Source organism: Streptomyces sp. NPDC001393 (assembly GCF_053597455.1).
Map to the genome: position 1 here is coordinate 131,205 of NZ_JBSFIH010000012.1, position 14,571 is coordinate 145,775.

Below are 14,571 nucleotides of genomic sequence, written 5' to 3' on the forward strand. Positions count from 1 at the left end.
ACGGGGGCTGGTCAGCCCATCTCCTCCAGCGCCTTGCCCTTCGTCTCCTTGACGAACTTCAGGACGAACGGGATCGAGAGCGCGGCGAAGGCCGTGTAGATGATGTAGGTGCCGGAGAGGTTCCAGTCGGCCAGCGACGGGAAGCTCGCGGTGATGGCCCAGTTGGCGATCCACTGCGCCGAGGCGGCGACGCCCAGGGCGGCGGCGCGGATCTTGTTCGGGAACATCTCGCCGAGGAAGACCCAGACCACCACACCCCACGACAGGGCGAAGAAGAGGACGAACAGGTGGGCGGCGATCAGGGCGGTCCAGCCCTGGGCGGCCGGGAGCTTGCCGTCGACGAGGTGGTACGAGAACGCCCAGGCCTCCAGCGCCAGGCCGACGGCCATACCGACCGAGCCGATGAGCGCGAGCGGCTTGCGGCCGACGCGGTCCACGAAGATCATCGCGATCACGGTGCCGATGATGTTGATGATCGACGTCGTGAAGGAGTAGAAGAACGAGTCCGTCGGGTTGACGCCGACCGACTGCCACAGCGTCGAGGAGTAGTAGAACGCGACGTTGATGCCGACGAACTGCTGGAAGACCGACAGGCCGATGCCGATCCAGACGATCGGCTTGAAGAAGAAGCCGCCGCCGAGCAGGTCCTTGAAGGCGGACTTGTGCTCGCTCTTCATCGCGTGCTCGATCTCGGCGACGCGCGCGTCCAGGTCGACGTCCGTGCCCTCGACCTCGGCGAGGATCTCCTTGGCGCGCTCACGCCGGCCCACGGAGAGCAGGAAGCGCGGGGACTCCGGGATCGCGAAGGACAGCATGCCGTAGAGGACGGCCGGGACGACCATGACGCCGAGCATGACCTGCCAGGCCTCCAGGCCCATCAGGTGACCGCGCTGGTTGCCGCCGGCGGCGTTGAGCAGGCCCCAGTTGACCAACTGGGAGACGGCGATGCCGACGACGATCGCGGCCTGCTGGAAGGAGCCGAGCCGGCCGCGGTAGGCGGGCGGGGCGACCTCGGCGATGTAGGCCGGGCCGATGACGGAGGCCATGCCGATGGCGAAGCCGCCGACGATGCGCCAGAAGGCGAAGTCCCACAGGGAGAACGGAAGCGCGGAGCCGACAGCGCTGACGACGAAGAGGGCCGCCGCGATCTGCATGACGCGGATACGGCCGATCCGGTCGGCTATGCGGCCGGCGGTCGCGGCGCCGACGGCACAGCCGATCAGGGCGACCGCGATGACCTGGGCGAGGGCCGCGGATCCGATGTCGTACTTGGTGCGGATGGCCTCGACCGCGCCGTTGATCACGGAGCTGTCGTAACCGAAGAGGAAACCGCCCATGGCGGCGGCCGCCGCGATGAAGATGACGTGCCCGAGATGGTCGGGGTGGGCCGTTCTGGCTCCTGTCTGAGGTGCCTGCGCTGTGCTGGTCACGTGAATCTCCTCGGGCCGCGGCAGCGCTGCCGCGTGGGGGGGGCGAGCCCTTACAGGTGAGACCTGAAGGTAAAAGCAACGTTGCAGAGACTATGCCTTCAAGTTTCGAAGTCAATACTTCAACCCCTGTGAGTTTTTCGATATGCCCGATCACCATGCGTTCACTTCTTGAACACATGGTCAGTTGATCTTGAATGGGCGCGCTAACGAAGGCGCTGGGAAATGACCTTGGAGACGCCGTCACCCTGCATCGACACGCCGTAGAGCGCGTCGGCGACCTCCATCGTGCGCTTCTGGTGCGTGATCACGATCAGCTGCGAGGCCTCCTGAAGCTCCTGCATGATCCGGATCAGCCGCTGGAGGTTGGTGTCGTCCAGCGCCGCCTCGACCTCGTCCATGACGTAGAACGGGCTCGGCCGGGCCTTGAAGATCGACACCAGCAGCGCCACGGCGGTCAGCGAGCGCTCGCCGCCGGAGAGCAGGGACAGCCGCTTGACCTTCTTGCCCGGCGGACGCGCCTCGACGTCCACACCCGTGGTGAGCATGTTGTCGGGATCGGTCAGCACCAGACGGCCCTCGCCACCGGGGAACAGCCTGCTGAACACGCCCTCGAACTCGCGGGCGGTGTCCCGGTAGGCCTCGGTGAAGACCTGCTCGACGCGCTCGTCGACCTCCTTGACCACCTGCAGCAGGTCGGCGCGGGTCTTCTTCAGGTCCTCCAGCTGCTCGCTGAGGAACTTGTGCCGCTCCTCCAGCGCCGCGAACTCCTCCAGGGCCAGCGGGTTGACCTTGCCGAGCTGCTGGTACGCCCGCTCGGCGGCCTTGAGCCGGCGCTCCTGCTCGGCGCGGTGGAAGGGCCTCGGCTGGTTACGCGGGTGTTCCGGATCCTCCGGCAGCACCTCACCCTCGGCAGGGGGCGAGGGCGGCACGGGCTGGTGCGGGCCGTACTCGGCCACCAGCCCCTCCGGTTCGACCCCCAGCTCCTCCAGCGCCTTGGACTCCAGCTGCTCTATCCGCAGCCGCTTCTCGGCGCCGAGCACCTCGCCGCGGTGCACCGAATCCGTCAACTTGTCCAGTTCGGCCTTCAGTTCGCGTCCGGCGGTGCGCGCGGCGGTCAGCTCCTGCTCGCGCTGCGCCTTGGCGGCCTCGGCGGCGGTGCGTTCCTGCTCGGCGCGGGCGAGGGACACCTCGATGTGCGCGAGCAGCTGCCGGGCGCCGGAGGCGACGGCCTGGGCCACGGCCGCCTCGTGCCGCAGCCGGGCGCGGCGCTGCTCGGCACGCGCGCGTGCCTCGCGTTCCGCGCGGGCGGCCCGGTCGAGCGAGTCGGCCCGCCCGGCGAGCCCCTTGACCCGCTCCTCGTGGGTACGGACCTGGAGGCGGGCCTCCATCTCGGTCTGCCGGGCGTTGGCGCCGTCGGCGGCGAGCCGGTCGCGTACCGAGGTGTCCGGCTCCTCCTCGACCGGCATCTCCTCGGCCACCGCGAGCCGCTCGGCCAGCTCCTCGGCCTCCTGTACGGCCTTCTCCAGCGCCTCCTGCGCGCGTGCGGCGGCCGCGGCGGACCGCTCGGCCTCGCCGGCGGCGCCCCGCGCCTGTCCGGCGAGCCGGCCGAGCTGCTGGGCGACGGCCGACTTCTCCCGGTCCGCCGCCCGGCGCCGCTCCCCCAGCTCCTCCACCAGGGCGGCGGCCTGGGTACGCCGTTCCGCCGCCGCCCGCTGCTCCTCGGCCAGCTCCTCGCACCGCACCGCCAGCTCGGCCAGCTCGGCCGCCGCCTCGTCGACGGATGCCTGCACCTCCAGCAGGCTGGGGGCGCCGGCCGAGCCGCCGTGGGCGAAGTGGGAGCCGAGGAGGTCGCCGTCGGCGGTGACGGCGGTGAGTTCCGGGTGCGCGTAGACGAGGTCCTCGGCGTCCTCGAGGGTGCCGACGACGACGAATCCTTGCAGGAGGCGGCGGACGGCGGGCATCAGCTCGGCAGGGCCACGAACCAGGTCGGCGGCAATGCGCCCACCGGTGGGTGCGGGGCGCTCCGCGGGAGGGGCGGTGACGGGGAGTTCGGTGTCTGCGGGTTCATCGTGGCTGGTCGCGCCCCGCGGCGGAGCCGCATGTTGATACTGCCCCGCGCCCCTTCGGGGCGCCTCAGCTGCTCCCGCCAGCAGCAGCGCGGCCCTGCCTCCGTCCTGCTTGCGCAGGAGTCTGATGGCCTCTGCCGCCGCTGCGGGGTTCGCCACGGCGATCGCGTCCGCCGCCGCGCCGAAGGCCGCTGCCAGCGGAACCTCATACCCCGGCGTGATCGTCAGCAGTTCCGCCGCCGGGCCCAGGACTCCGGTGAGGCGGTCCCGGGCACCGAGCAGTATCCCGCTGCCGTCCTTGCGGCGAAGACCCAGTGCCAGCGCCTCATGGCGGGCCTGGGTCGCCGCGCGGCTCCTCTCCGCCGCGGTGGCCGCCTCGCGGGCCGCGCTCAGGGCGGCCTCGGCCTCGGCGAGCCGGCGCTTGCCGGCCTCGTGCTGTTCGGCCAGGTCCGCGTCGTCCGCGTCGAGGCCGTCCACCTCGGCCTTCAGGGCCTCGTACTCCTCCTGGGCGCGCACCGCGCGTTCCTGGGCCTCGTCGCGGGCCATGGCCAGGCGGTCGATCTCGGCCTGCGCCGAGGCCGCACGGGAGCGGGCCGCGTTGACCTGGCCGGACAGGCGGGCCAGGCCCTCCCTGCGGTCGGCGATGGCGCGGGCGACGTCCTTCAGCCGGCGCTCCTCCGCGGCCAGCTCCCGCTCCAGCTCGGCGCGGTGGGCGACGGTGTCGTCCAGGGCGCGCTGGGCCGCCTCCAGGGCGGCCTCCAGCTCGGCCTCCTGCTCGCGGATGCGGGCGGCCTCGCGCTCCATGTCCTCGGGGTCACGGCCCCGGCGTTCCTCGGGCGGGGCGGAGGTGGCGCTCGTCACGCGCGCGTCGGCGAGCGAGACGGTGCCGCGGACGCGCTCGGCCAGCTGGGACAGCTCGTACCAGGTCTGCTGGGCGCGCTGGAGGCGCGGCGTGAGCTGCCGTACCTCGTCCTCCAGGAGGGCCTCGCGGTGCAGGGCCTTCTTCAGCTCCTGCTCGGCGGCCTCCTTGCGTTCCTTCAGGGCCGCCTCGTCCGCGATCTCGGCCTTGAGCGCCTCGCGCAGGCGTACCAGGTCGTCGGCCAGCAGCCGCAACCGCGCGTCCCTGAGATCCGCCTGGATCACGGCCGCCCTGCGCGCCACCGCCGCCTGGCGGCCCAGGGGCTTGAGCTGGCGGCGCAGTTCGTCCGTCAGGTCCTGCACGCGCGCGAGGTTGGCCTGCATCGCGTCCAGCTTGCGCAGGGCCTTCTCCTTGCGCTTGCGGTGCTTGAGGACGCCGGCCGCCTCCTCGATGAAGGCGCGGCGGCCCATGGGGTCGGCGTGCAGGACGGAGTCGAGCTGGCCCTGGCCGACGATGACGTGCATCTCGCGGCCGATGCCGGAGTCGGAGAGGAGTTCCTGGATGTCCAGGAGGCGGCAGGTGTCGCCGTTGATCTGGTACTCGCTGCCGCCGTTGCGGAACATGATCCGCGTGATGGTGACCTCGGCGTACTCGATGGGCAGGGCGCCGTCGGAGTTGTCGATGGTCAGGGACACCTCGGCGCGGCCCAGCGGGGGGCGGCCGGTGGTGCCGGCGAAGATGACGTCCTCCATCTTGCCGCCGCGCAGCGACTTGGCGCCCTGTTCGCCCATGACCCAGCTGAGCGCGTCCACGACGTTGGACTTGCCCGAGCCGTTCGGGCCGACGACACACGTGATCCCCGGCTCGAACCGGAGTGTGGTCGCCGAGGCGAACGACTTGAACCCGCGGAGGGTCAGGGCCTTGAGGTGCACGCCGCTGGACTCTACCGGGCGCCGCTATCTCACTCCATGAACCCTCGCAACCGCGCGGTTTCGCCAATGAACATGCAGGGCACACCGTACGTTAAAGAGGGTGAAAGGATGCGCGGGGGAAGAAAGAAGGGACGCCGAAGCGTCCCTTGCAACTCTGACGACCGGGTTGCGGTCGTCCTCATGGACTGAGCGGTTGATACGGGCAGCCCAACCACTGCGACTGCTTGTTGTGGAGCTGATGCAGTGATCAGGTGAGCGCAGGCTCCGCCTGGTGTGCGTCGATGCTCTCCATGATCCTGTCCTGAGAGGCGGCAGCCGACAGCGCTTCGTTCTCCGCCTGGATCCGTACGAGCTCGGACTCCAGGTCCTGGACGCGCTGCTGCAGCCGTCGCATCTCGGCGAGGAGTCGAGGGTCGGAGCCGCCGACGTAACCGAGAAGCGCCTTTGCCATGATGGATGGTCCTCCACAATGAGTGACCGACCGATGCGGTGTGGGTCGTGAGGGATAGCACCCGCGGTGCTTGGCACATTCGGGTGTTGCTCTAGTGCTGCTCCATGCCAAACAGCTAAGGTGCGCGGGGCTTTCAGCGTCTCACCAAAAAGTTTGACGGTCAACACGATCACGCCCTGTATTGGCGGGCAAACCGGGGCGCGCGGCCGGAAAAGCGGCGGCGCAGCGAGTCTTCCGGGGCCCTCAGGGCGTGGCGATCAGCTGTTCCTGGGGAGCCTGCCATGCCGGCCCGTTCTTGGCAACCACCAGGTCGTTTCTGCGGTATGCATGTGCCCCCGGCAGCTCCCGGTGCGCCGGCCTGCGCGCCTTTACAGAATCGGCTCAGCGGATGGCGAAGCCGTCGTAGCCGCCGCGGGGTGTGTCCCAGATCTCGGTGACTCCGTCCACGTGTCCGGGCGTGTCGTCGCCCTGGAGCCAGTCCAGCAGTCCCTCGCAGTCCTCGCGCGGGCCCTCCGCGACGACCTGGACGCGGCCGTCGGCCAAATTGAGAGCAAAACCACTCAGGCCGCCGATCTCCAGCGCCTTGGCACGCGTGAACCAGCGAAAACCCACACCCTGCACGCGTCCACGCACCCAGGCGACCAGTCGTACATCTTCGCTCATGGGTGCAACCTAACCTGGCCGGTGTCGCTCGGTTCACATCGCTCGCAGACGGCATGCGGTAGCGTCCCGACCCCATGCATCTCATATGAAACTCACTCGATCGAGTGAGTCGGGTTGGCCATGGGAAGCCACCGGCCGCGCAGGCGCCGGCCCACCGCGAGGACGAGGAAGAGGGCAAGGACATGGGACGCCACCGACGCTCCGCCGCCGGCCGCTCCGCCACGGGCCGCGCCACGGGGGGCACCCACACCCAGCACTCCGTCACCGGGAGCGGCACCCCGCTGGACTCGTTCGCGGGTGAGGCCTGGCAGAACTCGTTCGCGGGTGAGGCCTGGCAGGACCCGTACCAGGGTGGCGCCCGGCAGGAGTCGTACGCGGCGGAGGCCTGGCAGGAGTCGTACGCGGCCGAGGCCCGGCGGGACTCGTACCCGGGTGAGATCGTCCGGCGCGGGCGGACGGAGATCGTCCGGCGCGAACAGGCGCCGCGGGGCATCGCGCCGTATCTGAACCCGGAGTTCCACACCCCGGCGACCGGTCTGCAGCCGATGGCCTACGCCGAGGCGACCGCCAGGGCGCACGCCTACCTGTTCGCGGCGGAGCACGACGGCCCGGGCGGCTCCGGGGGCGGTGGCTTCACCCCGGCCGACAACCTCTCCTCCGGTCACCGGCGCCGCAGGAAGGGCGCGCGGCCGGTGCGCACGGGCCTGCTCGGGGTGTCCGCGGCCGTGGCCCTCGGTACGGCCGCGGTGGCCACCGGCGTGGTGCCGGGTCTGCAGAACTACCGGCTCGGCGGCGACACGCACACCACCGGCGATGCGCGGCTGCAGGCGGTGCCCGCGCCGAGCAACACGGCCGCCGAGCAGGGCGGCGCCTCGGGCAGTGCCGACGATTCCAAGGGCGGCGCCGGTCCGGCCTCCGGGCCCGCCGAGTCCCCGAGCCCGTCCGCCCAGAGTCCGTCGGCCTCCGCCTCCCGGTCGGCGTCCGCGTCGGCCTCCCCCACGCCCACCGCGTCGAAGACGGCGACCGGGACGCCGACGCCGCAGGCGACGCCGTCCGCCCCGTCGACGGCGGTCCCGTCGGGTACGGCGTCCAAGGCGCCGAAGGCGGGTTCCGCACCGGCGGCGGTGTCGAAGACGGACACGGCCGCGGCGGAGGCGGAGGTGCTCAGGCTCGTCAACGAGGAGCGGGCGAAGGTCGGGTGCAGCGCGCTGACCGCGAACTCCTCGCTGACCAGGCTGGCCGGGTCGTTCAGCGACGACATGGCGGCACGGGACTTCTTCGACCACACCGACCCGGACGGCAGGACGCCGTGGGACCGGGCCGCTGCGGCCGGGATCACCGGCCTCGGCGGCGAGAACATCGCCCGCGGCCAGGCCGACGCGGCGGCCGTGATGCAGGCCTGGATGGACAGCCCCGGCCACCGCGCCAACATCCTGAACTGCGACTTCAAGACCCTGGGCGTCGGCGTCCACTTCGGCCCGGGCGGGCCCTGGTGGACGCAGGACTTCGGGTACTGAGCCCACTCGGCGCAGCCCGCCCCATCGTCTGCGGACCCCGGACGCGATGGCCCAGCCGCTCGGCTTCGCCGTCCTGGCGTCAGGCGGCGATCCGGCCCCGCGCGAACTGCCGGGCCGTGTCCGCGACGCGGCGGCCCAGGTGCTCGGCCGTGGCCACGTCCGCCTTGTGGACGCCCTCGGGACCCTGGTCGTTGTTGCTCTGGGCGGCGGCGCCGGCGAAGAAGCCGAGGCGGTTGAGGTCGTTCTCGGAGGCGGTGCTGGCATTCCAGCCGGGCATCAGGCCGAGGTTGACCCAGGTCATGCCGTGCTGGGCGGCGAGCGTCTGGAAGAACTGCAGGGTGTGCAGCTTGTCGCCGCTCTTGGAGGCCGAGTTGGTGAAGCCCGCGGCCAGCTTGTCCTTCCAGGCCTGGCCGAACCAGCGCTTGGAGGTGGCCTCGGCGAAGACGTGGAAGGCGCCGGAGGCCGTGCCCATGTAGGTGGGCGAGCCGAAGACGATGGCGTCGGAGCGGTCCAGCGTCTCCCACTGCTCGTCGGTGATCTCGTCGACCTTGATCAGGTGCACCTCGGCCCCGGCGTCGGCGGCACCGGTCCGGACGGCCTCGGCGAGGACGGCGGTGTGGCCGAAGCCGGAGTGGTAGGCGATGGAAACGACAGGGGTGGTGACAGGGGTGGTCACAGAGACTCCTCGAATGGGCAGCTCGAAAGCGGTGACCCCAGGAAAGCACTAACCGCTGGTTAGTGCAACCCGCCGGTTAGCGCTGTGCGGGAGTATCCTTGTGCCATGACCGCCGGTATGAGCGCCACCACCCAGGACCACGACGACCTCGCCTACGACGTCTTCGCCAAGGCCTGCCCGTCCCGCGGCACGCTGGAGCACGTCACGGGCCGCTGGGGCGGTCTCACGCTCGGCGCGCTGTACGAGGGCTCGCTGCGCTTCAACGAACTGCGCCGCCGCGTGGACGGGGTGAGCGAGAAGATGCTGTCCCAGACGCTGCACGCGCTGGAGCGCGACGGCCTGGTGCACCGCGAGGCACAGCCGACCAACCCGCCGCGCGTGGACTACGACCTCACTCCCCTGGGCCGCCAGGTCGCCGAGCGGCTGCTGGCGCTCATCCACTGCGTGGAAGGTGCCATGGACGAGGTGCTGGCGGCGCGCGAGGCCTACGACGGCCGCCGGCCGGCGTAGCCGGGGCGGCGGTCAGCCGTCGCCGCAGCCCCGGTAGGTGCCCGAGCCGTCGACGCAGTCCGCGAACTCGGCGAAGTCCATGTTCGCGATGCCGAGGTTGACGGAGATGTCGGAGAACCAGGCAGGCGCGACCCGGAAGGTGCGGCCGGGCTCGTCGGCGAGGTCGACGGCCAGGAGGCGGTGCTCCGCGTCCGCCATGGTGGTCGCGTCCGCGAGGAACACGTAGAAGACCTTCGCGTCGTCGTCGGCGGCGGCGTCCTCCTCGACCAGCGCCTCGACGCTCACCCCGGCGAACCGGGGATCGCTGACGAACACGGCCGTCGAGAACTCCTCCGCCTCCTCGATCTCCGCGCACACCGCGTCCCAGGCCGGGTCGTCGGAGAAGTCGGTGCGCAGGACGAGCGAGAACTCGCCCTGTCCGGGCAGGGCCATACGGCGCTTCCTCTCAGCCCCGGCCGGCCGGCACCGCCGCCCGGATCTTCGGGGGGCGCTGGCACTTCGGGCAGAAGTAGCTGGAGCGGTTCATCCAGGGGCGGCGGCGGATCGGGGTGCCGCACCGCTTGCAGGGCTCGCCCTCGCGGCCGTACGCGTCCAGCGACCGGTCGAAGTAGCCCGACTCGCCGTTGACGTTGACGTACAGGCTGTCGAAGCTGGTGCCGCCGACGGCGAGGGCCGCGTTCATCACGTCCCGGACGTGGCCGAGGAGTTCGGTCGTGACGGGGCGGGTGAGGTTCGCCGTCGGGCGCTCGTAGTGGATGCGGGCGCGCCACAGCGCCTCGTCCGCGTAGATGTTGCCGACGCCGCTGATCAGCGACTGGTCCAGCAGAGCCCGCTTGACGGTGGTCCGCTTGCGGCGCAGCGCCCGGTGGAACGCCTCGTCGTCGAACAGCGGATCGAGGGGGTCGCGGGCGATGTGCGCGATGACGTCGGGCAGGCCGTCGGGGGTGTTGTCGTGCAACGACAGCCCGCCGAAGGTGCGTTGGTCCACGAAGCGCAGTTCGGTGCCGAGGGAGTCGGCGAACCGGATCCGGATGCGCAGGTGCTTCTCGTCCGGCGCCTCCTGCGGCTGCACCAGCAGCTGGCCGCTCATGCCGAGGTGGGCGAGGACTGACTGGTTCGTCTCCTCCAGCGGCAGCCACAGGTACTTGCCGCGGCGGCTCGGGTCGCCGATGTGGTGGCCCTTGAGGCGGTGCGCGAAGTCGTCGGCGCCCGCGACGTGCCGGCGTACGGCGCGCGGGTGCAGCACCTCGACCTCGGCGACGGTGCGGTGGGCGACCCAGCGCGCCAGACCGCGCCGGACGACCTCGACCTCGGGCAACTCGGGCATCGGGACCCCCGTACGCAAGCGGTGGATGGCCGAGCGCCCGCCCCGCCGTGACGGGCGGGGCGGGCGCTCGGTACTGCTGTGGGTCAGGCGGGAGCGGACGACGACGCGTCGTCCTTGGCCGCGGCCTTGGCCGCCTCGTCGGCCTGCTGGGCCTCCTTGGCCGCCTTGGCGCGCTCGTCCGCCGCGGCCTTGATGGCCCGCCAGGCGGACTCGGCGGCCTGCTGCTCCGCCTCCTTCTTGCTGCGGCCGGTGCCGGTGCCGTACGAGACGCCTCCGACGCGGGCGGCAGCAGTGAAGGTCTTCTCGTGGTCGGGGCCGGTCTCCGTGACCAGGTACTCGGGCACGCCGAGTCCTTCGGTCGCGGTCAGCTCCTGGAGACTGGTCTTCCAGTCCAGGCCGGCACCGAGGTTCGAGGACTTCTCGATCAGCGGGTCGAAGAGCCGGTGCACCAGCTCGGACGCCGAGTCGAGGCCCTGGTCGAGATAGACCGCACCGATCACCGCTTCGAGGGTGTCGGCGAGGATGGACGCCTTGTCCCGGCCGCCCGTGCCCTCTTCACCGCGGCCGAGCCGGATGAAGGAGCCCAGGTCGAGGCCGCGGCCGACCTCCGCCAGCGCACGCGAGTTGACCACCGCGGCCCGCAGCTTGGCCAGTTGGCCCTCGGGCAGGTCGGGGTGGGTGCGGTACAGCGTGTCCGTGACGACGAGGCCGAGGACGGAGTCACCGAGGAACTCCAGCCGCTCGTTCGTCGGCAGACCGCCGTTCTCGTACGCGTAGGAACGGTGGGTCAGCGCGCGCACCAGAAGGGCGGACTCGACCTGGTAGCCGAGCCGCCCTTCCAGAAGCGTGTGGGACGAGGCCTGGTTGTCCGCCTTCTTCTTGGCGGGTGCGTCCGCCTTGGCGTCTTCCGCCTTCTTGGGACTGGACACAGTGCCTCTCACCAGCCCGCTCAGACTTCGAGGACCTGGCGCTTGTTGTAGGTGCCGCAAGACGGGCACGCGATGTGCTGCTGCTTGGGCTCGTGGCAGCGCTCGCACGCAACCAGGGTGGGGACCGCAGCCTTCCACTGCGACCGGCGGTGGCGCGTGTTGCTGCGCGACATCTTCCGCTTCGGAACAGCCACGGCTACTTCTCCTGCTTCTCGTCGACGCCCGCTTCCGCGTCAGCGCCGCTCATCTCGTCCTTCTCGCCGTCTTCGAGTGAACCGGCGAGTCCCTGCAAAGCCGCCCAACGGATGTCGACGGCGTCGTGATGGTGGTCCGGGTCGTCCGCGAGCCGCGCTCCGCACTCGGAGCACAGGCCCGGGCAGTCTTCCTGGCACACCGGCTGCATCGGCAGTGCGAGCACCACCGCATCGCGCAGCAGAGGTTCGAGGTCGAAGAGTCCGTCCTCGAGGAAGAACCTGTCCTCGTCGTCCTCGGCGTCGTCGCCCGGTTCCGCGATCACACGGCCCCGGTCGTCGGCGTCAGGGTACGAGAACAGTTCCTGGAAGTCCGCTTCGAGCTCCAGCCCGAGCGGCTCCAGACACCTTACGCACTCCCCCTCGGCCTGTGCACGGGCGGTGCCTGTGACGAGCACCCCTTCCATGACCGACTCGAGCCGGAGTTCGAGCTCCACCGGGGCGCCTTCCGGCACTCCGATGACCTCCTGGATGCCGAGATCGGCGGGAGCGTCGATCGTGCGGGACAGGCGCTGGAGCGCGCCAGGACGCCGGCCCAGCTCGTGCGTGTCGAACACGAGGGGGTTGCGGTGGTCGAGGCGGGCGTTGGAGGCCATTCCTGCTTTCGATCTTCGAGCTCGGAGGGCCGCCACCCAGCGGTGTCGCGGGCAGCGGTGATCGCGGACGTACGCGCGACCGAAGAGCCAGGATACTGGACCTTTCGCTCAGGGCCCAATCCGGTACGTCACTGCAGACCGCGCCCCTGCTCGTAGGCCCTCAGCTGCTCGGCGCTGATCATGCTCGTGTCGAAGAGGCTGGTCTCGTCCAGGGCATAGCCCTGCTGCTGTTGCTGGTGGGCCTGCTGGTGGTCGTAGGCGGCCTGCTGCTGCTCGTAGCCCTGATAGGCGTAGGGGTCGGCCTGCTGGTAGCCGTAGGGGTCCTGCTGCCCGTAGGCGGGCTGCTGCGGGAAGCCGCCGTAGGGGTCGGGCTGCTGCTGCTCGTACGACGCGTACGCGGGCTGCGGCTCGTACGACGGCTGCTGCGGCTGCTGCTGGCGGTCGGTGCGCTCGGCCGGGGTGTCCTGCTCGGCGAGGGCGGCCAGGTCGGCCAGGTAGTCGGCGTCGCTGGAGTGCTGGAAGGTCGTGGTGTCGTCGGCGAGGGCGCCGAGGTCGTCCGTGGCGATCCGGCCGTGCAGCTTCTGCCGGCCGCGCCCGACGGCCTCCAGGGTCTTGGCGAGGACCGCCTCGAAGGCGCCCAGCTTGACGTCGACGTATTGGTCGGCGTTGTGGCGCAGGGTCTCCGGGTCGTGGCTGCGCTCGGGGGCGTCCTCGTCCTCGTAGCCGTTCTCGTCCAGGCCGGGCCCGGTGCCGAGCAGCTTCTCCCGGCCCCGGCCCACCGAGCCGAGGGTCTTGGTGAGGACGACCTCGAAGTTGGCGAGCTTGGAGTCGACGTAGTCGTCGGCCTCGGCGCGGATCTCCTCGGCCTCCTTGCGGGCCTCGGCGAGGATCCGGTCGGCCTCGGCCTGGGAGCGGCGGGCGATCTCGGTGTCGGAGATCAGCGAGCCGCGCTCGGCGTGCGCGTTCTCGATGATCCGCTCGGCCTCCATGCGGGCCTGCTCGACCATCTGCTCACGGTCGCCGATCAGCTCCTGCGCCTGAGCGAGGGAGCCGGGCAGCGCCTGGCGCACCTCTTCGAGCATCGCGAGCAGCTCGGCACGGTTGACCACGCACGACGCCGACATGGGCATGGACCGGGCGCCGGAGACCGTGGAGACGATCTCGTCGAGCTTCTTCTGCACGTCCACCTGTGCTCGCCACTCTCTACAGCCGGGATGGAGACGGACGGGACGACTGTAGTCCCATCGGTCCCATCAGACCTTGCGCAGGCGCTTGTTCAGGGCCTCGAGCACCGGGGCGGGCACCAGGTGGGAGACGTCGCCGCCCCAGGCCGCGACCTCCTTGACCAGGGAGGAGGAGAGGAAGCTGTAGGTGGGGTTGGTGGGCACGAACAGCGTCTCGACTCCCGTGAGGCCGATGTTCATCTGGGCCATCTGCAGTTCGTAGTCGAAGTCGCTGACGGCGCGCAGGCCCTTGACGATGGCGGGGATGTCGCGCTGCTTGCAGAAGTCGACGAGGAGGCCGTGGAAGGCCTCGACCCGGACGTTCGCGTACTCGGCGGTGACCTCGCGGATCAGCTCGATCCGCTCCTCGATCTCGAACAGGCCCTTCTTGGACTTGTTGATCATCACCGCGACGTACACCTCGTCGTAGAGACGGGAGGCTCGGGCAATGATGTCGAGGTGTCCGTTGGTGATCGGGTCGAACGACCCGGGACAGACGGCGCGGCGCACTTGTGATCCCTCGCTCTCCGGTCCGGTCATCGTGCGTCTTCGCACGTAGAGGCGGCGCGACCGTACCAAAACGTTCCCTCGCCGTAGCGACGGGACCTGATCGCCTCGAAGCCGTCCGGCCACCGGAATGCGCCGCCTCTGGTGCTGCGCTCCACGGTGACGAGCGCTTGCTCAGCGAGCCAGCCCTCCGAGTGGAGTGTGAGCAGAATCTCGCGAAGATCGTGATCCGTGACGGCGTACGGGGGGTCGAGGAAGACGAGGTCGTACGGCTCTTGTGGGGCCGGTTGTCTGATGATCTGTTCCGCTTTGCCTGCCCTGACCTCGGCGCCCGGGAGACCCAGGTTCTTCGCGTTCTCGCGGACGATCCTCGCCGCGCGGGCGTCGGCCTCGACCAGGAGGGTGTGGCTCGCTCCCCGGGAGAGGGCCTCCAGGCCCACGGCGCCCGAGCCGGCGTAGAGGTCGAGGACGCGTTCTCCGTCCAGGGGGCCGCCCAGCAGTGACTGCCAGGTGGAGAAGAGGCCTTCGCGTGCGCGGTCCGATGTCGGCCGGGTTCCGGTGCCGGGGGGTACCAAGAGGCGCCGTCCGCCGGCCCGGCCGGCGATCACGCGGGTCATGTGGGGTCCTTCTTCGT

At 70.7% G+C, this 14,571-nt stretch carries 15 protein-coding genes; 2 read left to right on the forward strand and 13 right to left on the reverse strand.

All coding sequences use genetic code 11. From position 1 onward, the window contains the following. Positions 1 to 11: 11 nt before the first annotated feature. From ACWC2T_RS16340 to ACWC2T_RS16355, 4 genes are all read right to left on the reverse strand, one after another. Positions 12 to 1,430, reverse strand: a complete 1,419-nt coding sequence (locus ACWC2T_RS16340; RefSeq protein ID WP_450671022.1) for a sugar porter family MFS transporter — start codon at positions 1,428 to 1,430, stop codon at positions 12 to 14. Positions 1,431 to 1,633: 203 nt separating this feature from the next. Further along, positions 1,634 to 5,287 (reverse strand): AAA family ATPase, encoded by a 3,654-nt coding sequence (locus tag ACWC2T_RS16345; protein WP_450671023.1) that lies wholly within the window; start codon positions 5,285 to 5,287, stop codon positions 1,634 to 1,636. Positions 5,288 to 5,534: 247 nt separating this feature from the next. Further along, the gene (locus ACWC2T_RS16350) at positions 5,535 to 5,738 is read right to left on the reverse strand and encodes a hypothetical protein (protein ID WP_031167290.1); all 204 of its coding nucleotides are present in this window, start codon (positions 5,736 to 5,738) and stop codon (positions 5,535 to 5,537) included. Between the two features lie 381 nt (positions 5,739 to 6,119). Further along, positions 6,120 to 6,401: an acylphosphatase gene (locus tag ACWC2T_RS16355; protein ID WP_351216313.1), complete on the reverse strand. Its 282-nt coding sequence runs from the start codon at positions 6,399 to 6,401 to the stop codon at positions 6,120 to 6,122. Positions 6,402 to 6,583: 182 nt separating this feature from the next. On the opposite strand from ACWC2T_RS16355, the gene ACWC2T_RS16360 reads away from it, so the two are divergent. Further along, positions 6,584 to 7,918, forward strand: coding sequence for a CAP domain-containing protein (locus tag ACWC2T_RS16360; protein ID WP_450671024.1), 1,335 nt, complete (start codon positions 6,584 to 6,586; stop codon positions 7,916 to 7,918). Positions 7,919 to 7,997: 79 nt separating this feature from the next. Here the strand turns inward: ACWC2T_RS16360 and ACWC2T_RS16365 are convergent, their stop codons facing one another. Further along, on the reverse strand, positions 7,998 to 8,594 hold the full coding sequence (locus ACWC2T_RS16365) for a flavodoxin family protein (protein ID WP_450671025.1): 597 nt from the start codon (positions 8,592 to 8,594) through the stop codon (positions 7,998 to 8,000). 117 nt (positions 8,595 to 8,711) lie between these two features. On the opposite strand from ACWC2T_RS16365, the gene ACWC2T_RS16370 reads away from it, so the two are divergent. Next, entirely contained in the window at positions 8,712 to 9,104 is a 393-nt protein-coding gene (locus ACWC2T_RS16370; RefSeq protein ID WP_450671064.1) for a winged helix-turn-helix transcriptional regulator, read from the forward strand. A gap of 12 nt (positions 9,105 to 9,116) precedes the next feature. Here the strand turns inward: ACWC2T_RS16370 and ACWC2T_RS16375 are convergent, their stop codons facing one another. From ACWC2T_RS16375 to rsmD, 8 genes are all read right to left on the reverse strand, one after another. Beyond that, positions 9,117 to 9,536: a DUF6924 domain-containing protein gene (locus ACWC2T_RS16375; protein ID WP_450671026.1), complete on the reverse strand. Its 420-nt coding sequence runs from the start codon at positions 9,534 to 9,536 to the stop codon at positions 9,117 to 9,119. A gap of 13 nt (positions 9,537 to 9,549) precedes the next feature. After that, entirely contained in the window at positions 9,550 to 10,431 is an 882-nt protein-coding gene (mutM, locus tag ACWC2T_RS16380) for a bifunctional DNA-formamidopyrimidine glycosylase/DNA-(apurinic or apyrimidinic site) lyase (RefSeq protein ID WP_450671027.1), read from the reverse strand. 83 nt (positions 10,432 to 10,514) lie between these two features. Further along, positions 10,515 to 11,372 carry a ribonuclease III gene (gene rnc / locus ACWC2T_RS16385; protein WP_450671028.1) on the reverse strand — a complete coding sequence of 286 codons (858 nt, stop codon included), beginning with the start codon at positions 11,370 to 11,372 and terminating at the stop codon, positions 10,515 to 10,517. Between the two features lie 8 nt (positions 11,373 to 11,380). Further along, complete coding sequence (rpmF, locus tag ACWC2T_RS16390) at positions 11,381 to 11,554, reverse strand: 50S ribosomal protein L32 (RefSeq protein WP_003951102.1); 174 nt, start codon at positions 11,552 to 11,554, stop codon at positions 11,381 to 11,383. 2 nt (positions 11,555 to 11,556) lie between these two features. Beyond that, a complete protein-coding gene (locus ACWC2T_RS16395) occupies positions 11,557 to 12,207 on the reverse strand; it encodes a YceD family protein (RefSeq protein WP_450671029.1) in 651 nt (216 codons plus the stop codon). Positions 12,208 to 12,335: 128 nt separating this feature from the next. Next, entirely contained in the window at positions 12,336 to 13,394 is a 1,059-nt protein-coding gene (locus tag ACWC2T_RS16400; RefSeq protein WP_450671030.1) for a cell division initiation protein, read from the reverse strand. Positions 13,395 to 13,460: 66 nt separating this feature from the next. Continuing rightward, entirely contained in the window at positions 13,461 to 13,940 is a 480-nt protein-coding gene (coaD, locus tag ACWC2T_RS16405; RefSeq protein ID WP_450671065.1) for a pantetheine-phosphate adenylyltransferase, read from the reverse strand. A 26-nt stretch (positions 13,941 to 13,966) separates the two neighbouring features. Beyond that, complete coding sequence (gene rsmD, locus ACWC2T_RS16410) at positions 13,967 to 14,554, reverse strand: 16S rRNA (guanine(966)-N(2))-methyltransferase RsmD (protein ID WP_450671031.1); 588 nt, start codon at positions 14,552 to 14,554, stop codon at positions 13,967 to 13,969. Positions 14,555 to 14,571 lie beyond the last annotated feature (17 nt).

What these genes read in the sequence shown, in the direction of transcription:
- ACWC2T_RS16350 (WP_031167290.1), bottom strand. Translation starts at nt 5,738, where the DNA reads ATGGCAAAGGCGCTTCTCGGTTACGTCGGCGGCTCCGACCCTCGACTC.
- ACWC2T_RS16355 (WP_351216313.1), bottom strand. Translation starts at nt 6,401, where the DNA reads ATGAGCGAAGATGTACGACTGGTCGCCTGGGTGCGTGGACGCGTGCAG.
- ACWC2T_RS16360 (WP_450671024.1), top strand. Translation starts at nt 6,584, where the DNA reads ATGGGACGCCACCGACGCTCCGCCGCCGGCCGCTCCGCCACGGGCCGC.
- ACWC2T_RS16370 (WP_450671064.1), top strand. Translation starts at nt 8,712, where the DNA reads ATGAGCGCCACCACCCAGGACCACGACGACCTCGCCTACGACGTCTTC.
- ACWC2T_RS16375 (WP_450671026.1), bottom strand. Translation starts at nt 9,536, where the DNA reads ATGGCCCTGCCCGGACAGGGCGAGTTCTCGCTCGTCCTGCGCACCGAC.
- mutM (WP_450671027.1), bottom strand. Translation starts at nt 10,431, where the DNA reads ATGCCCGAGTTGCCCGAGGTCGAGGTCGTCCGGCGCGGTCTGGCGCGC.
- ACWC2T_RS16395 (WP_450671029.1), bottom strand. Translation starts at nt 12,207, where the DNA reads ATGGCCTCCAACGCCCGCCTCGACCACCGCAACCCCCTCGTGTTCGAC.
- rsmD (WP_450671031.1), bottom strand. Translation starts at nt 14,554, where the DNA reads ATGACCCGCGTGATCGCCGGCCGGGCCGGCGGACGGCGCCTCTTGGTA.